The 16,415-nt window shown below is 73.0% G+C and carries 16 protein-coding genes; 6 read left to right on the top strand and 10 right to left on the bottom strand.

Annotated elements, in window-relative coordinates; translation table 11 throughout:
* Positions 1-14: 14 nt before the first annotated feature.
* Complete coding sequence (locus tag RM555_RS12005; protein WP_311411800.1) at positions 15-806, top strand: EI24 domain-containing protein; 792 nt, start codon at positions 15-17, stop codon at positions 804-806.
* Between the two features lies 1 nt (position 807).
* On the top strand, positions 808-1,323 hold the full coding sequence (locus RM555_RS12010; RefSeq protein ID WP_311411801.1) for an O-acetyl-ADP-ribose deacetylase: 516 nt from the start codon (positions 808-810) through the stop codon (positions 1,321-1,323).
* Between the two features lie 9 nt (positions 1,324-1,332).
* Here the strand turns inward: RM555_RS12010 and RM555_RS12015 are convergent, their stop codons facing one another.
* The 8 genes from RM555_RS12015 to RM555_RS12050 all read right to left on the bottom strand — a co-directional run bounded on the left by RM555_RS12015 (position 1,333) and on the right by RM555_RS12050 (position 9,372).
* Positions 1,333-2,229: a GNAT family N-acetyltransferase gene (locus RM555_RS12015; protein ID WP_311411802.1), complete on the bottom strand. Its 897-nt coding sequence runs from the start codon at positions 2,227-2,229 to the stop codon at positions 1,333-1,335.
* 1 nt (position 2,230) lies between these two features.
* On the bottom strand, positions 2,231-2,632 hold the full coding sequence (locus tag RM555_RS12020) for a RidA family protein (protein ID WP_311411823.1): 402 nt from the start codon (positions 2,630-2,632) through the stop codon (positions 2,231-2,233).
* A 128-nt stretch (positions 2,633-2,760) separates the two neighbouring features.
* A complete protein-coding gene (locus tag RM555_RS12025; protein WP_311411803.1) occupies positions 2,761-3,765 on the bottom strand; it encodes a LacI family DNA-binding transcriptional regulator in 1,005 nt (334 codons plus the stop codon).
* Positions 3,766-3,784: 19 nt separating this feature from the next.
* Positions 3,785-5,155 (bottom strand): GH1 family beta-glucosidase, encoded by a 1,371-nt coding sequence (locus RM555_RS12030; protein WP_311411804.1) that lies wholly within the window; start codon positions 5,153-5,155, stop codon positions 3,785-3,787.
* On the bottom strand, positions 5,152-5,985 hold the full coding sequence (locus RM555_RS12035) for a carbohydrate ABC transporter permease (protein WP_132230775.1): 834 nt from the start codon (positions 5,983-5,985) through the stop codon (positions 5,152-5,154). Before RM555_RS12035 ends, RM555_RS12030 begins: the two co-directional genes overlap by 4 nt.
* A complete protein-coding gene (locus RM555_RS12040; RefSeq protein WP_311411805.1) occupies positions 5,982-6,992 on the bottom strand; it encodes a carbohydrate ABC transporter permease in 1,011 nt (336 codons plus the stop codon). Before RM555_RS12040 ends, RM555_RS12035 begins: the two co-directional genes overlap by 4 nt.
* A gap of 75 nt (positions 6,993-7,067) precedes the next feature.
* Positions 7,068-8,369 carry an ABC transporter substrate-binding protein gene (locus RM555_RS12045; RefSeq protein ID WP_311411806.1) on the bottom strand — a complete coding sequence of 434 codons (1,302 nt, stop codon included), beginning with the start codon at positions 8,367-8,369 and terminating at the stop codon, positions 7,068-7,070.
* Between the two features lie 241 nt (positions 8,370-8,610).
* Positions 8,611-9,372 carry a maleylpyruvate isomerase family mycothiol-dependent enzyme gene (locus RM555_RS12050; RefSeq protein WP_311411807.1) on the bottom strand — a complete coding sequence of 254 codons (762 nt, stop codon included), beginning with the start codon at positions 9,370-9,372 and terminating at the stop codon, positions 8,611-8,613.
* A 70-nt stretch (positions 9,373-9,442) separates the two neighbouring features.
* On the opposite strand from RM555_RS12050, the gene RM555_RS12055 reads away from it, so the two are divergent.
* Complete coding sequence (locus RM555_RS12055) at positions 9,443-10,534, top strand: UDP-N-acetylmuramate dehydrogenase (RefSeq protein ID WP_311411808.1); 1,092 nt, start codon at positions 9,443-9,445, stop codon at positions 10,532-10,534.
* Between the two features lie 18 nt (positions 10,535-10,552).
* On the opposite strand, the gene RM555_RS12060 is transcribed toward RM555_RS12055, so the two are convergent.
* Positions 10,553-11,350, bottom strand: coding sequence for a class I SAM-dependent methyltransferase (locus tag RM555_RS12060; protein ID WP_311411809.1), 798 nt, complete (start codon positions 11,348-11,350; stop codon positions 10,553-10,555).
* 23 nt (positions 11,351-11,373) lie between these two features.
* Positions 11,374-12,135, bottom strand: a complete 762-nt coding sequence (locus RM555_RS12065; protein ID WP_311411810.1) for an SDR family NAD(P)-dependent oxidoreductase — start codon at positions 12,133-12,135, stop codon at positions 11,374-11,376.
* A 182-nt stretch (positions 12,136-12,317) separates the two neighbouring features.
* On the opposite strand from RM555_RS12065, the gene mshA reads away from it, so the two are divergent.
* The 3 genes from mshA to RM555_RS12080 all read left to right on the top strand — a co-directional run bounded on the left by mshA (position 12,318) and on the right by RM555_RS12080 (position 16,021).
* Entirely contained in the window at positions 12,318-13,682 is a 1,365-nt protein-coding gene (mshA, locus tag RM555_RS12070) for a D-inositol-3-phosphate glycosyltransferase (protein WP_311411811.1), read from the top strand.
* Positions 13,683-13,927: 245 nt separating this feature from the next.
* A complete protein-coding gene (locus tag RM555_RS12075; protein ID WP_311411812.1) occupies positions 13,928-14,455 on the top strand; it encodes a type III secretion system chaperone family protein in 528 nt (175 codons plus the stop codon).
* Positions 14,456-15,124: 669 nt separating this feature from the next.
* A complete protein-coding gene (locus tag RM555_RS12080; protein WP_396888742.1) occupies positions 15,125-16,021 on the top strand; it encodes a hypothetical protein in 897 nt (298 codons plus the stop codon).
* Positions 16,022-16,415 lie beyond the last annotated feature (394 nt).

Consider the following 16,415-nt stretch of genomic DNA (forward strand, 5'->3'; position numbering starts at 1 on the left):
TAGGCTCTGCGGTCGTGAACGCACCCCGCATCGCCGCGCCCGTGACCGGCGCCGCCAGCCGGTTCTTCACCGGCGTGGGCCTGCTCCTGCGCGGCCTCGGCCTCTACGTCCGCAGCCCCGGGCTGATGCTGCTCGGCGTCATCCCGGCGTTGATCTCGGGCGCGCTCTTCGTGACCGCGTTCGCCACCCTGGCGTACTTCGTCGAGGACCTGGCCGCACTGGTCACCCCGTTCGCCGACGACTGGTCGACCACCGCGCGCAGCCTCGTCCGCGTGATCGCCGGTCTGGCCTTCCTCGGCATCGGCGGCCTGCTCGCGGTGGTCACCTTCACCGCCGTCACCCTGGTCATCGGCGACCCGTTCTACGAGAAGATCTCCGAACGGGTCGAGGAGCGCCTCGGCGGCACGCCCGGCGCGGTCGACGTGCCGTTCTGGCCGTCGCTGCGGCGCAGCATCGCCGACTCGGCGCGGCTGGTGGGCCTGTCGATCCTCTTCGGCATCCCGCTCTTCGCCGCCGGCTTCATCCCGGTGGTCGGCCAGACGGTGGTGCCGGTGATCGGGGCGGCGGTCGGTGGCTGGCTGCTCGCCGTGGAGCTGGTCGGGGCCCCCTTCTACCGGCGCGGGATGCGGCTGCCGGAGCGGCGGGCACACCTCAAGGCGGACCGGCCGACCACGCTCGGCTTCGGCGTGGCGGTCTTCGTCTGCTTCCTGATCCCGCTCGGCGCGGTGCTCGTCATGCCGGCCGCCGTCGCCGGGGCGACCCTGCTGGCCCGCCGCTCGCTCGGCCAGTCCGTCACGGAGGGCTGACGTGGAGATCACCCTGGTCGGGGGCGACATCACGACGCAGCGGGTGGACGTGATCGTCAACGCCGCCAACTCGTCGCTGCTCGGCGGCGGGGGAGTGGACGGCGCCATCCACCGGCGGGGCGGGCCGGCCATCCTCGACGAGTGCCGGGCGTTGCGCGCCTCCCGGTACGGCCGGGGCCTGCCGACCGGCCAGGCGGTGGCCACCACCGCGGGCGACCTGCCGGCGCGCTGGGTGGTGCACACGGTCGGGCCGGTCTGGTCGGCCGCCGAGGACCGCTCGGCGCTACTGCGCGACTGCTACGCGAACAGCCTGCGGGTCGCCGACGAGCGGGGCGCGGGCACCGTGGCGTTCCCGCTGATCTCGGCCGGCGTCTACGGCTGGCCGGTCGAGGACGCCGTCCGGCAGGCCCTGTCGGTGCTCAGCTCGGCCACCCCGGCGCACGTCACCGAGGCCCGGCTGGTGCTCTTCGGCGCCGAGACCTTGGCGGTCGCCCAGCGGGTGCGGGCCGCCGGCTGACCCGGACCGTCAGGTGAGCTCGCGCAGGCAGGACCAGCTCGAACCGACCGGGCGGTAGCCGAGCCCGACGTTGACCGCCAGCATCGGCGCGTTCGCCTCGTCGTTCGAGGTGTAGGCGACGCGTACCCCGCCGGCGGCGGCACGGTGCAGCGCCGCCGTCTTGACCAGGCGGGCCAGCCCGCGCCCCCGGTGCGCCGGGAGCGTGCCGGTGTAGTCCGACCACATCCGGTCACCGTCGCGCTTGACGAGGCTGAACGACACGATCTCGCCGCCGGCCTCGGCCACCGTGCTGGCCGCGCGGTCCAGGCCCGGGTTGTCCCAGACCTCGGAGTACCAGTTCTCGTAGCTGATCGAGTCGGCGGGCACGTCCTCCGGCTCATCGGCCGCCGCCGCCACCTCGGCCAGGTGGACCCGGCGCGGATCGAGGTCCGTCAGCGGGAGCAGCCGTACGTCCGGTGGCGGCTCCGGCATCGGCGGGGCCGGCCGCAGGTCGAGCGCCGAGTAGCGCAGCTCCCGGCTCGGCGTGAACCCGTGCCGGCGGGCGAACGGCAGCGACTCCGGCAGCGCCCAGGTGCGCACCCGGCGCGCCCCGATGCCCCGCAGGTGCCCCAGCGCGGCGGTCAGCAGCGCGGTGCCGACGCCCCGGCCCCGATGCTCCGGGTGCACGTGCAGGGTGGACACCTCGCCGACGTCGGGCTCGGAGGTCTGGGCGTTGCGGTACGCCGACACCCAGCCGACCACCGTGTCGTCCACCTCGACCACGTACGCGGTCCACTGCTCGTCGGGCGAGGGCTGGGCGATCATCTGCCGGGTCGACTCGACGCCGCGCACCAGGTAGGGGTGCACGAGCGCGCGCAGCGCCACCACGGCGGGCGCGTCGTCGGGGCGGGCGGTGCGGATCCGCATGTCAGCCCTCCCCGCGTACGGCGGCGACGGCCTCGACCTCGACGAGCTGGTCGGAGTAGCCCAGCACGGCCACCCCGAGCAGGGTGCTGGGCGGGTCGTGGTCGCCGAACGCGTCGCGGACCACCCCCCACACGGCCACCAGGTCCTCCTGGCGGGACGACGCCACGTACACGGTGGTCTTGACGACGTCGGTGAGCCGGGCCCCGGCCGCTGCGAGGGCGGTCTCCAGGTTGGCCATCACCTGCCGGGCCTGGCCGACGGGGTCGCCGGGCGCGACGGTCCGGCCCTCGGCGTCGAGCGGGCAGGCGCCGGCGGTGTGCACGAGCCGGGCCGGCGGCTCGACCGTGGCCGCGTACGCGTACTCGGCGACGTCGGAGAGGGCGGGTACGCGGATCAGGTTCACGGTCACGCGGGCGACGCTACCGGCGTCCGCGCAGCGTCTCCACGGATTAACTCCGGCACCCGACGGGAGGTGTTAGGAAGGGGCCCTTCCTATACAGAAAACGTTAACAAGGTGCCCTTCCTTACACCTCAGGCCGACTCGCGGACGATCAGTTCGGTGGGGAGCACCACGGATTCGATCGCCTCGCCAGCGGCCAGCCGCAGCAGCAGCCGGGTCATCTGCCGGCCCAGCTGCACGATGGGCTGCCGGACGGTGGTCAGCGGCGGCTCGGTGTACGCCGCCGTCTCGATGTCGTCGAAGCCGATCACCGCCACGTCGTCCGGGACCCGCCGCCCCGCCTCGCGCAGCGCCCGCAGGGCGGCGTGCGCCATCAGGTCGGAGGCGGCGAAGACGGCGTCCAGGTCGGGGTGCTCGGCGAGGAGCTGCCGCATCGCCGTCGCCCCGGACTCGCGGGTGAAGTCGCCGGTCGCCACCAGCTCCGGCAGGCCGGCCTCGGCGACCGTGTTCCGGTAGCCGGCGAGGCGCTCGATGCCGGCCACCATGTCCTGCGGGCCCGCGATGGTGGCGATGCGGCGGCGTCCGCTGTCGAGCAGGTGCCGTACCGCCGTGGCCACCCCGCCGACGTGGTCGACGTCGACGTAGGGCACGTCGGCGCCGTCGAGCGGGCGACCGCTGCACACGACCGGGATGCCCAGCCGGGCGAGCCGGCCGGGCAGCGGGTCCTCGCCGTGCAGCGAGGCGAAGAGCACCCCGTCGACGTGTCGCCCGGTCGTGTAGCGCTCGACCCGGTCGTGCCCGGCGGGCGAGCCGGCCAGCATCAGCACGAGCTGCTTGTCGGCCGCCTCCAGCTCCTGCGCCGCGCCCCGGATGATCCCGGGGAAGACCTGGTCGTCGGAGAAGACCCGGGTGGCGGCCTCCGGCAGCACCAGGGCGATCGAGTCGGTCCGCTGGGTGACCAGGCTGCGGGCGGCCAGGTTCGGCACGTACCCCAGCTCGGCCACCGCCCGGCGGACCGCGTCCCGGATGGGCTCGGCGACCGTCGTGGAGCCGTTCACCACCCGGGACACGGTTGCCCGCGAGACGCCCGCCCGCCGGGCAACCGCTTCCAGTGTCGGCCGCTGCGCCGTCGTCATCCCCGTAACCACCGCCTCGTCACAGCCCGTTCCGGGAGATCACCTCCTGGTACCACCGGGCGCTGGACTTCGGTGTGCGGCGCTGGGTCAGGTAGTCCACGTGGATGATCCCGAACCGTCGACGGTAGCCCTCGGCCCACTCGAAGTTGTCCAGTAACGACCATACGAGATAGCCCCGGAGGTCCACCCCCCGGGAGATCGCCTCGTGCACGGCGCGCAGGTGCCCGTCGAGGTAGGCGATGCGGTCCGCGTCCAGCACCTGCCCGGCACCGTCGGCGTCGGCGTTGTCGGGGAACGCCGCGCCGTTCTCGGTGACCATCAGCGGCACGCCGGGGTAGTCCGTGGCGAGGCGTTCCAGCAGCCGGGTCAGCCCGGCCGGTTCGATCATCCACCCCATGTCGGTCAGCGGCCCGGTCGGCGGGAGGAACTCCACCGCGCCCTCGGTGCCCGGCCAGGCGCTGCCGCCCGCGCCGTCCGGCCGGCCGGCGACGTAGGTGGGGGCGTAGTAGTTGACGCCGAGCAGGTCGATCGGGGCGGCGATCAGCTTCTCGTCGCCGTCGCGGATGAACGTCGGCTCGACGATGCGGGCCACGTGTTCCAGCACGTCGTCCGGGTAGGCCGCGCGCAGCAGCGGGTCGAGGAAGATCCGGTTGTGCAGGCCGTCGACGAGGCGGACCGCCGCCGCGTCCGCGGCGCTGTCCGGGTCGGCCGCGCGTACGTCGGCCGGGTTGACCGTGATCCCGACGGTCTGCGCGCCGGCCGCGCGCAGCGCGCGGGCCGCCAGGCCGTGCCCGAGCAGCAGATGGTGTACGGCGGTGAAGGCCGCGCCCGCGTCCTGCTCGCCGGGGGCGTGCACCCCGTTGCCGTAGCCGAGGTAGGCCGAGCACCACGGTTCGTTGAGGGTCGTCCAGGTGCGGATCCGGTCGCCGAGCCGGGTGTGCACCGCCGTGGCGTACGTGGCGAAGTGCTCGGCGGTCTCGCGGTTGGTCCAGCCGCCCCGGTCCTGGAGGGCCTGCGGCAGGTCCCAGTGGTAGAGCGTGACGATGGGGTCGATGCCCCGGGCGAGCAGCGTGTCGGTCAGCCGGTCGTAGAAGTCCAGGCCGCGCGGGTTGACCGGGCCGGTGCCGTCCGGCTGGATCCGGGGCCAGGCCACCGAGAAGCGGTACGCCTTGAGCCCCAGCTCCGCCATCAGCGCCACGTCGTCGGCGTACCGGTGGTAGTGGTCGCAGGCGACGTCGCCGGTGTGGCCGTGGTGGACCTTGCCCGGCGTACGGCTGAAGGTGTCCCAGATCGACGGGCCGCGACCGTCGTCGGTGGCCGCCCCCTCGATCTGGTACGCGGCGGTGGCCGCCCCCCAGACGAAGTTGTCGGGGAATCGCAGAGTGCTCACGCCTTGACCGCACCTTCCATGATGCCGCCGATGATCTGGCGGCCGAACAGGACGAAGACCAGCAACAGCGGGAGGGTGGCGATGGCCGTTCCCGTGAACACCTGGGACATGTCCGTGTAGTACCCGTCGGACAGCGTGCGCAGGGCGAGCTGCACGGTGGGGTTCTCCGGGTCGTTGAGGACAGCGTACGGCCACAGGAAGTCGTTCCAGGTGGTCATGAACGTGAGCAGCCCCAGCACGGCGGCGGCCGGGCGCAGTGCCGGCAGCACGACGTTCCAGTAGATCCGCGCGGTGTTGCAGCCGTCCACCCGGGCCGCCTCGATCAGCTCGTTGCTGACCGCCTGGCCCGCGTACTGCCGCATCATGAACACCCCGAAGCCCGTGACCAGGGCCGGTACGATCACCGCCGGCAGCCGGTCGTTCCAGTTCAGCTTCGTCATCAGCAGGTAGAGCGGAATGACGCCGAGCTGGGTGGGCACCATCATCGTCGCGATGATCACCATGAGCAGCGCGTTGCGCCCCCGGAACCGCAGCTTGGCGAAGGCGAACCCGGCCAGCGTGGAGAAGAAGACCACCGAGACGGTGACCGTGACCGCCACGATCGCCGAGTTGACCAGGCCGGCGACGAAGTACGCGTCGGTGTTGTTCAGCAGCCGGGACACGTTCGCGCCGAAGTTGCCGCCGGGGGTGACCGGCGGTGGCAGCTGGCCCATCGCGTCGTTGGAGCGGCTCGCCACCACGAACATCCAGTAGATCGGGAAGATCGACAGGACCCCGGCGGCGATCAGCGCGGCGTAGGTGAGCCGGCTGGCGGCCCAGAGGCGGGTCATCGCGCTCCCTCCTTCGACTTCGCGTCCTCCTTGGGGGGCTTCGCGCCGCCGAGCCGGCGCAGGAGCAGCACGTTGATCGCCGCGACGACCGCGATCAGGGCGAAGAGCAGCCACGCCACCGCCGAGCCGTAGCCGAAGTTGTAGTGGGGCGCGAAGGCGTTCTCGAACATGTACATGGTCACGGTCTGCGACTCCCGTAGCGTTCCGCCCCGGATCGGGTTGGTTCCGGAGTGGAACAGCCGGGGCTCGGTGAAGAGCTGGAGCCCGCCGATGGTGGAGATGATGACGGTGAAGATGATCGTCGGCTTGAGCAGCGGCACGGTGATCGACCAGAACTGGCGGGCCCGGCCGGCCCCGTCGATGGCGGCCGACTCGTACAGGTCACGTGGGATGGCCTGCATCGCGGCCAGGAAGATCAGCGCGTTGTAGCCGGTCCACCGCCAGTCGACCATCGTGGAGATGGCCACCCAGGACGCGAACCGGTTCGACTTCCACTCGATCGCGTCGATCCCGACCAGGTCGAGCAGCCAGTTGACCATGCCGAACTCGCGGCCGAAGAGCACCCCGAAGACGATCGCGACCGCCGCCGTCGACGTGATGTTCGGGATCAGCACCGCCATCCGGAACGTCGTCCGGGCCCGCAGTTGCCGGTTGAGCAGGTTGGCCAGCCAGAGCGCGGCCAGCAGTTGCGGGACGGTGGAGATGACGAAGATGCCGAGGGTGTTGACGACGGCGTGCCAGAAGTCGGGGTCCTCCAGCAGCCGGCTGTAGTTCTCCAGCCCGACGAACGGGTGGTTGCTGCCGAGCAGGTCCCAGTCGTGCAGGGAGACCCAGAAGGTGTAGATCAGCGGGTACGCCCCGAACACCCCGAAGAGCACGAAGAACGGGGCGATGAACAGGTAGGGCGAGTACTTCGTGTCGAGGCGGCTGAACCGCATCGCCGGTGTGCGTCGACCGGTGCGGGGCGCCGGTGCGACCGGCGGGCGCGGGTCGAGCTGGACGGTCATGCCCGGACCACTCCTTTCCCGGGTGCGGGCGGGACCGGCGCCCCCGGCGCCCTCCCGCCCGCACTCCGGCTCGGGCTACTTGGCAGCGGCCTTCTTCGCGTTGTTGACCGCGTCCGTCCAGCCCTGTTCGGGCTTGCGCTGACCCAGTTCCACCGTCCGGACGGCGTTCTCGACCTCGGTGCGGACGGCCTGGTTCTTCGGACCCATGTAGACGGGCTTCAGCGTCTTGGCGCCCTCGCCGAAGATCTGCCCGACGGGGGCGTCGGAGAAGTACGCGTTCTTGGCGTCGACGATCGCGGGGTCGGCCAGCGCCTGGGGCGAGGAGGGCAGCGGGCCCTTGGCCTTGAACGCCCCGATCTGGCCCTTGGCGCTGGTCAGGAACTTCGCCAGCTCGATCGCCTCGGCGCGGTGCTTGCTCTGGGTCGGCACGGCGAGCCACGAGCCGCCCCAGTTGCCGCCGTTGCCGGGCACCCGGGCGATGTCCCACTTGCCCTTGGCCTCGGCGCCGGCGTTGCCCTCGATGACGCCCGTCATCCAGGCCGGGCAGGCGATGGTGGCGAACTTGGCCTGCTTGAAGGCCGACACCCACTCCTCGGACCAGGAGCCGTACTTGCCCGAGAGGCCGGAGTCGATGATGTCCATGGTGGTGTCCCAGGCCTGCCGGACCGCCGGGTTGCTGTCCACCACCAGGTTTCCGCTGGTGTCGTAGTAGTGGTAGCCCTGCGCGTTGCCGGCCGTCTGGAGCACGATCGTGTTGAAGATGTTGGTCGCCGCGTCCAGGAACGAGGCACCGGTGTTCTTCGCCTTGAACTGCTCACCGACCTTGACGTAGTCCTGCCAGGTCGGCCAGAGCTTCGACACGGACTCGCGGTCGGTGGGCAGGCCGGCCTTGGCGAACAGGTCCGTGCGGTAGCACATGGCCATGCCGCCGACGTCGGTGCCCAGGCCGATCAGCTTGCCGTCCTGGGTCATCCCGCCCTTCCACTTCCACTCCAGGAAGTTGCCCTGGAGCTCGGCCCCGCCGTGGTCGAGCAGGTTGACGAAGTTGTCGGGGTTGGCCTTGTACTCGACCATCAACCCCTCTTCGATGGCGACGACGTCGCCCGCGCCCTTGCCGGCGGCGAGCCACTGGGTCAGCTTCGGCGAGTAGTCGTCGAGGTTGGTGCCCGTGCCACGCTCGACGATCTTCACGTTCGGGTGGCTGGCCATGTACTCCTTGTAGAGCTCTTCATAGCCGAACTGGCTGAACACGTCCACGGTCAACGTGATCTTGCCGTCCTTGGCGGGTTCGTCGCCGGCGCAGCCGGCGGTGGCGAACAGCGCGGTGGCGGCGACGAGGGCCACCGCCGCCAGGCGGCGGCGCGGAAAGACACCCATATCGGTCGGACCCCTCTCAGGTCGTCTGAGGTGGTGAGGCAGGTGGTGGAGCAGAGCTGAGAGAGCGCTCTCACGACAGGGTGGTGGTTGGTCCGGTCCGGTGTCAAGAGAGCGCTCTCCGCCGGTTGCCGATCGAGACCGGACGCAAAGAGAGTGGCCGCCTGTGCCGGGGGGCCACTCTCTCGGTACGTGCGATGGGACTGCGCGGAGCCCTCGGGGCCCGGCTCCGCGCGGCGGTGGATCAGCCGACGCGGAGGCCCTCCAGCAGGGCCCGGTCGCCGGCCACATCCAACGTGTCGAGGCCGACCCGGCCCCAGAGCGCCAGCAGCAGGTCGCTCGCGGTGCCGCTGACCTGCGCCCGCGCGTGGTGGTCGTCGTGGTCGAAGATGGTGGCCGTGTCGAGCAGCGCCACGCCCTCGCCACGCAGCCGCAGGAACCACTCCTGACCGGCGTCGACGGCGGAGATCTGCACCACCCCGCGCCACTGGCCGGCCGTGCGGCGCCGACCGGCCGGCAGCCAGGTGTCCAGGATCTCGCTCACCCCGTCGGCGGCGAGCTTCGCCTCGACCGGCTCGCCCGCCGCGATGGCGAGCTGGGCGTCCCACCGGTGCACCGCGGTCTCGTGCGCCATCCGGCGCGGCCAGAAGCCCGCCTTCTTCGGCTGCGGCGCCCAGTTCCACGCCGGGGCCTCCGGGTCGAGGCCGTCGAAGAGGGTCATCAGCCGGTCGTACGCCTGCTGCCAGAGCTGGAGCGCCGCGACGCCCGGCTCCAGCTCGACCGGCTCGGGCCTGCCGGGCGACGGGGCGGCCGCGCCGGTGCCCGCGAACGAGTGCACCCAGCGGTAGAGGGAGGTGAGGTGCAGGGTCAGGTCGGCGACCGTCCAGCCGGGACAGGACAGCACCGGTGTCTCCGGCGGGGCTTCCGCGACGGCGGCGGCGAACGCCGGGCCCTCCGCCCGGAGCGCTCCCAACCAGAAGTCCTTCGTTGCGTGCAGTCTGCTCATCGCCATCCTCCCGGGGGTGACCGGGCCACCAGTGGGCGCCACGGCTACCCCTCAGCCTAGGGTGAAAGGCGTGTCAGACGTCTACGCCCAGCCGACAACCGGAACCGAACCCGCCACGACGTGCGACCTGGCGCGATACACCACCCTACGCCTGGGCGGTCCCGCCGGCCGTGTCGTCGCCGGCACCGACGCCGACGCGATCGTGCGGGCCGTGCGGGAGGCGGCCGGACGCGACGAGCAGGTCCTGCTTCTCGCCGGGGGCAGCAACGTCGTGATCGGGGACGCCGGCTTCCCCGGCACCGTCGTCCTGGTGCGCTCCCGGGGCGTGCGAGTGGTCGCCGAGGACGCCGACACCGTCACCGTACGCGTCGAGGCCGGCGAGCCCTGGGACGAGCTGGTCGCCACCACCGTCGCCAACGGCTGGTCCGGCCTGGAGTGCCTCTCCGGCATCCCCGGCTCGACCGGCGCCACCCCCATCCAGAACGTCGGCGCGTACGGCCAGGAGGTCGCCGAGACCATCGTCGGCGTCGGAGTCCACGACCGGGTCGAGGGGACCGTCGGGCGGATCGACGCCGCCGACTGCGGGTTCGCGTACCGGTCCAGCATCTTCAAGTACAGCGACCGCTGGGTGGTGCTCTCCGTCGACTTCCGGCTCGCCCGCTCGCCGCTGTCCGGCCCTGTGCGCTACGCGGAACTGGCCCGGGCGCTCGGCGTGCAGGTGGGGGACCGGGTGCCGCTGGCCGACGCCCGGGCCACGGTCCTGCGGCTGCGCGCCGGCAAGGGCATGGTGCTCGACGCGGCCGACCCGGACACCCGCTCCGTCGGCTCGTTCTTCACCAACCCCGTGCTGGACGCCGCCGCGTACGAGCTGCTGCGGGAGCGCGCCGCCGACCTCGGCGAGCCGCCGTCCTGGCCCTGCCCCGGGGACATGGTCAAGGTCAGCGCCGCCTGGCTGATCGACCGGGCCGGCTTCGGCAAGGGTCACCCGGGGCCGGAGGGCGTCGCCATCTCCAGCAAGCACACCCTCGCCCTGACCAACCGCAGCGGCACCGCCAGCACCGCGTCCCTGGTCGAGCTGGCCCGGGAGATCCGCGACGGCGTCCACGACCGCTTCGGCGTGACCCTGCACCCCGAACCGGTCCTCGTCAACTGCACCATCTGACCCGCCGCCGGGCAGCCGTCAGGTGGGGGCGATCTCGGGCCAGGGGAGGGTGAGTTCGCCGTGGCGCCAGCGGCGGGGGCCGTCCAGGACCGGCCAGCCCGCCGCACGGACCGCGGCGACCGCGCGCAGCCAGCGTTGGCGCGGGCCGTACGGGGCGTAGCCGGCGGCAGCGTGCCAGGCATCGTCGAGCGCCCGGATCAGGTCGTGGATCCGCTCGCCGGGGACGTTGCGGTGGATCAGCGCCTTGGGCAGCCGTTCGGCCAGCTCCGCCGGAGTCTCCAGGGTGGTGAGCTTCGCGGCGAGGGTGAGCGTACGGGGGCCGTCGGCGTCGATGAGCAGCCAGCCGCCGAGCCGCCCCAACTCGTCGCAGGTGCCCTCGACCAGCAGCCCGCCCGGGGCCAGCCCGGCGGTCATGGTGCGCCAGGCGTCGGCGACCTCGCGCTCGTCGTACTGGCGCAGGACGTTGAACGCGCGGACCAGGGCGGGCCGCAGCCCGGCCAGCTCGAACCCGCCCCGGGCGAAGGTGAGCCGGGGCGGGTCGGCGGACGGCTGGGCGGCGGCGACGCGTACCGGATCGATCTCCAGCCCGACGACCCGCACGTCGGGGCGGACCGCGGTGGCGAGCCGGCTGCGCAGTTCGACGGCGGTCACCGGGCTGGCGCCGTAGCCGAGGTCCACCACCAGCGGGTCGGCCGCCTCGCGCAGCGCCTCCCCGCAGGTCTCGACGATCCAGTTGTCCACCCGGCGGAGCCGGTTCGGGTTCGTCGTCCCCCGGGTCACCACGCCCAGCGGCCGGTGCCGCGCCGTGCCCGCCATCGTCCGCGACCGTCCGGGCCGGCTCAGCCGACCCGGTGCACCTTGTGCTGGGCGGCCTGGGCCAGCGGCCGTACGACGAGGCGGTCCACGTTGACGTGCTGCGGGCGCGTCGCGCACCAGGCGACGCAGTCGGCGACGTCCTCGGCGACCAGCGGCTCGGCGACCCCGGCGTAGACCGCCGCCGCCCGCTCGGCGTCCCCCGCGAAGCGGACCAGCCCGAACTCGTCGGTGCGGACCATGCCCGGATCGATCTCGATCACGCGCACCGGCCGGCCGCAGAGTTCCAGCCGCAGCGTGCCGGCGATCGCCGTCTGCGCGTGCTTCGCGGCGGCGTAGCCGCCCCCGCCCTCGTACACGGTGAAGCCGGCGGTCGAGGAGACGACCACGATGGTGCCGGCCCCGGACGCCTCCAGCGCGGGCAGCAGCGCCTGGGTGACGCGCAGCGTGCCGAGCACGTTGACGTCGTACATCCACTGCCAGTCGCCGACCGACCCGGACTCGACCGGGTCCAGGCCGCGCGCGCCGCCGGCGTTGTTGACCAGGAGGGTGACCGGGCCCAGGGCCGCCGCCGCGTCGGCCAGGCCGGCCACCGACTCGTCGGAGGTGACGTCGCAGGCCACGGCGGTGGCCGCGCCCCCCGCGGCCTGGATCTCGGCGACCAGGGCGGCCAACCGGTCGGTACGCCGCGCGGCGGCGAGGACGTGGAACCCCTCGGCGGCGAGCCGGCGGGCGGTGGCCGCCCCGATTCCGCTGGAAGCTCCGGTGACGACGGCGACAGAGGTCATCCGGCCATTCTCCCCCGGGCCACCGGGGCGGGTGCCGGCGGCGTGGTGATGAGGTCCGTCACGCCCGGGCGCCGCCCCGGCGCATTACGGGTGCCCGATGGGGAAGATGACATCGGCCGGGGACGTTGTCCGAAGGGCGCCGGGCGTGCGGACGGCAGAAACCGTGACAAAGGGGAGCGGACGTGGCGGAGTTGCACACCGGTGTGGGTCGTCAGCGCGGTGCGCGCCCGTGGCCCCGCCCCCGACGGATCGCGACGCTCTCGGTGCACACCTCACCCCTGCACCAGCCGGGCACCGGCGACGCCGGCGGCATGAACGTCTACATCCTGGAGGTCGCCCGGCGGCTGGCCGAGGCGGACGTCGAGGTGGAGATCTTCACCCGGGCCACCTCCGGCGACCTGCCCCCGGTGGTCGAGACGGCACCCGGCGTGCACGTCCGGCACGTCACCTCCGGCCCCCTCGAAGGGCTCACCAAGGAGGAGTTGCCGGGGCAGCTCTGCGCCTTCACCGCCGGCGTGCTCCGCACCGAGGCGTCCCGGCCCCCGGGCCACTACGACCTGATCCACTCCCACTACTGGCTCTCCGGCCAGGTCGGCTGGCTGGCGAAGGAGCGCTGGGGGGTGCCGCTGGTGCACACCGCGCACACGCTGGCGAAGGTCAAGAACGCCCAGCTCGCCGCCGGGGACCGGCCCGAACCGAAGGCCCGCGTCATCGGCGAGGAACAGGTGGTCACCGAGGCCGACCGGCTGGTCGCGAACACGACGGTCGAGGCCCGTGACCTCATCGACCGGTACGACGCCGATCCGGCCCGCGTCGCCGTGGTCGAGCCCGGCGTGGACCTGGACCGGTTCCGCCCGGCCCCGGGGAACCGCGACCGCGTCGCCGTCGAGGCCCGCCGCCGGCTCGGGCTGCCCGCCACCGGCTACGTGGTGGCCTTCGTCGGCCGCATCCAGCCGCTGAAGGCCCCGGACGTGCTCATCCGCGCGGTGGCCGCGCTGCGCGAGCGCGACCCGGTCCTCGCCGACCAGGTGACCGTGGTGATCTGCGGGGGCCCCAGCGGCAGCGGGCTGGACCGGCCGACCGCCCTGATGGAGCTGGCCGGCACGCTCGGCGTCGCCGACCGGGTGTGTTTCCTGCCCCCGCAGACCGGTGACGACCTGCCCGCCCTGTACCGGGCCGCCGACTTGGTCGCGGTGCCGTCGTACAACGAGTCCTTCGGCCTGGTCGCCCTGGAGGCGCAGGCCTGCGGTACGCCGGTGGTGGCCGCCGCCGTCGGCGGCCTCGTGACCGCCGTGCGGGACCAGGTCAGCGGCGTGCTGATCGACGGCCACGACCCGGTCGACTGGGCCCGTACGCTCGGCCGCCTGCTGCCGGACCGGGCCCACCGCGCCGAGCTGGCCCGGGGCGCCGCGCGGCACGCCCGCAACTTCTCCTGGCACCGCACCGCCTCCGGGCTGCTCACCGTCTACGGCGAGGCCATCGCCGCGCACCGGGCCCGGCTCGCCTCCGAGCTGGCCTGCGGCCCGGCGATGTCCTGCTCCTGGTGACGGCTCGCGCGTCGACCTGCCGGCCTGCGTTCGCGCGCCGACCATCGTCGCCTGGTGTCGACCGTCGTTGCCTGAGCCGGCCGCTCTCGTGCCGGCCGTCGTCGCCGGCCGCTGTCGCCTGGTGCCCGCCGCTGTTGCCTGGTGCCTGCCGCTGTCGCGTTGGCCGTTGTCGCCTGGTGCCGGCTGCTGTCGTGCCAGCCGTCGTCGTCCGGTGCCGGGGCGGTGCCGGCCGTAGAGTGGATCCGATGAGCGGGAAGAGTGATCTTGCGGCCCTGATCGAGTCGGTCTGCGACGAGCGGGAGCTGGCCTGGGAGTCGACCGGCCCGGGCTCGTACGCGGTCACGCTGCCGGGCACCCACAAGCTGAAGACGGTCTGCAACCTCATCCTCGGCGAGCACGCGCTGCGGATCGAGGCGTTCGTGATGCGCCAGCCGGACGAGCGGCGCGAGGAACTGTGGGCCTGGCTGTTGCAGCGCAACGCCCGCATGTACGGCGTCTCGTTCTCCGTCGACGCGGTCGGCGACGTCTACCTGACCGGTCGCGTCAATCCGACCGGGATCGACGCCGACGAGCTGGACCGGCTCCTGGGCGCGGTGCTGACGTACGCCGACGAGTCCTTCGACACGATGCTGGAGATCGGCTTCGGCAGCTCGATCCGGCGGGAGTGGGAGTGGCGCGTCAAGCGGGGCGAGTCCACCGCCAACCTCGCGGCGTTCGCCCATCTCTTCGAGCCGTCCCCGGGCGCGGCCGGGCAGCCGGGCGCAACTGGGTAGGTCGGGTCGCGGCCGGGCAGCCGGGCGCCGCAGGGTAGGTCGGGTCGCGGCCGGGCAGCCGGGCGCCGCAGGGTAGGTCGGGTCGCGGCCGCGCAGCCGGGTGCAGCCGCATAGCCGCGTAGCCGGTCGCCGTCGGGCAGTCAGCTGCGGCCGGGCATCGGGCGCCGTCCGGCAGCCCGGTGCCGTCGGCAGCAGGCTGCCGTTGGGCAGCCTGGTGCCGCTGGGCAGTCGGATGCCGTCGGGCCGTACCGGTGCCGCCGGGCCGACCGGGGGTGCCGTCGACGACCGCCTCGGGTCGTGCTCGCCGGGATGGCCCTGGCCGCGTCCGTCGACCGGCCTGGACCACGGGTGCCCCGGTCGGAGGTTCGGACCGGTCCTGACGGGTATGCCGCACCGCGCGGTGCGGCACTGGGACCCGCCGCGCGCCGAGGACCAACTGTCGAGGAGCGTGAGCGTCCCATGGCTCAGCGGAACAGCTCAGGTCGCGGCGGGACTGCGACCAGGACGAAACGGCAGCCGGGCAACCAGACCCCGAACACCCCGTCGATCTCCGAATCCGAGATCTCCGGGATGAAGGTGGACGAGATCCGGGGGCAGCTGCGCAAGCGCGGGGTCTCCGGCATCTCCGCCCTGCGCAAGCCCGAACTGGTGAAGACGCTGGCAAAGACCCTGCGGGCGGAGCGGCCTTCGGGCGGTGCCGCGCGTCGCAGCACCGGGCCCGCCGGCCGGGCGACGGGGACACGGGCGTCCGCCGGACGGGCCGCTGCCACGAAGAAGGCGGCATCGGGCCGGGCGGCGAACAAGGCCGCCCCGGGCCGGGCACAGGCGGCGAACAAGGCCGCCCCGGCGAAGAAGGCGGCTGCGAAGAAGGCGGCTGCGAAGAAGACGGCCCCGGCGGCGAAGAAGGCACCCGCGGCGAAGAAGACGGCGGCTGCGAAGAGGGTCCCCGCGGCGAAGAGGACGGCTGCGGCGACGAGGGCACCCGCGGCGAAGAGGACGGCTGCGGCGACGAGGGCTCCGGCGGCGAAGACGGCGGCGAGGAAGACGGCTCCGCCGGCGAAGGCTGCGGCGAAGCGGGCTCCGGCCAGGAAGGCCGCCGCGAAGGCGGCCCCGGCGAAGAAGACCACGTCGGCGGCCCGCGCGTCCGCGTCGGCGTGGTCGCGGGCGGGCACGACGCGTGGCGGTACGGCGACCGGTGTCCGGACAGGGCGGAGCACCTCGCGGTCGGTGCGCTCCTCCCAGCTCATCTCGTCCACCGCCGACCGGCCGGAGCGCCCCGGCCGAAGCCTGGTGACCACCAACCACGACGTGATCCGCAACTGGGCGCGGGAGCGCGGCGCCGCACCGGCGACGATCGCGGGCACCGAGCGGGAGGGGCGGGCCGGCGTGCTCACCTTCAACATGCCCGGTTACCGCGAGAGCAGCCGGGTACGTGAGATCACCTGGGACGAGTGGTTCCGGACCTTCGACGAGCGGAAGCTGAACCTGATCTACCAGGAGCAGCTCCGTGACGGCCGGCCGAGCAACTTCTTCCGTACCGAATCGCCCGATCGTGAGGACGCCTGACGTGTTTGGGGGAATGGTCGACGGGTAAGCGCTGTTGGCCATCACCGAGGCCCGAAGTGACGGTACTCCCGGTGGGACACCGGAGCTGTGACCGGCGAGACAGCCCATCCAGGTTGTCTTCGTAATCCCGGGCGAACTAACTTTATTGCACCGCGCCACGCTTGGAACCGTTCGGGGGAGCGGTGGATCGATCAGATCCGTGCACCGAGTGAGGCGCAGGGGACGGGTGGAACAACACCGTTGGGGGACGGTGGCCACCTGTTTGGACCGGCGGCGCGAGCGGGCGACGCCTACGGGGGTGGGCTTCGCCCGCCGCCGCCGGTCATACGGTGCGAACGCCCATCGCGATCACGAGTCGCGATGGGCGTTCTGCTGTCCCTGCCCCCATCACCCA

This window comes from Micromonospora reichwaldensis (assembly GCF_031845925.1).
In the GTDB taxonomy this organism is placed as follows: domain Bacteria; phylum Actinomycetota; class Actinomycetes; order Mycobacteriales; family Micromonosporaceae; genus Micromonospora; species Micromonospora reichwaldensis.

What these genes read in the sequence shown, in the direction of transcription:
- RM555_RS12065 (WP_311411810.1), bottom strand. Translation starts at nt 12,135, where the DNA reads ATGACCTCTGTCGCCGTCGTCACCGGAGCTTCCAGCGGAATCGGGGCG.
- RM555_RS12025 (WP_311411803.1), bottom strand. Translation starts at nt 3,765, where the DNA reads ATGACGACGGCGCAGCGGCCGACACTGGAAGCGGTTGCCCGGCGGGCG.
- RM555_RS12035 (WP_132230775.1), bottom strand. Translation starts at nt 5,985, where the DNA reads ATGACCCGCCTCTGGGCCGCCAGCCGGCTCACCTACGCCGCGCTGATC.
- RM555_RS12040 (WP_311411805.1), bottom strand. Translation starts at nt 6,992, where the DNA reads ATGACCGTCCAGCTCGACCCGCGCCCGCCGGTCGCACCGGCGCCCCGC.
- RM555_RS12050 (WP_311411807.1), bottom strand. Translation starts at nt 9,372, where the DNA reads ATGAGCAGACTGCACGCAACGAAGGACTTCTGGTTGGGAGCGCTCCGG.
- RM555_RS12060 (WP_311411809.1), bottom strand. Translation starts at nt 11,350, where the DNA reads ATGGCGGGCACGGCGCGGCACCGGCCGCTGGGCGTGGTGACCCGGGGG.
- RM555_RS12015 (WP_311411802.1), bottom strand. Translation starts at nt 2,229, where the DNA reads ATGCGGATCCGCACCGCCCGCCCCGACGACGCGCCCGCCGTGGTGGCG.
- RM555_RS12045 (WP_311411806.1), bottom strand. Translation starts at nt 8,369, where the DNA reads ATGGGTGTCTTTCCGCGCCGCCGCCTGGCGGCGGTGGCCCTCGTCGCC.
- RM555_RS12075 (WP_311411812.1), top strand. Translation starts at nt 13,928, where the DNA reads ATGAGCGGGAAGAGTGATCTTGCGGCCCTGATCGAGTCGGTCTGCGAC.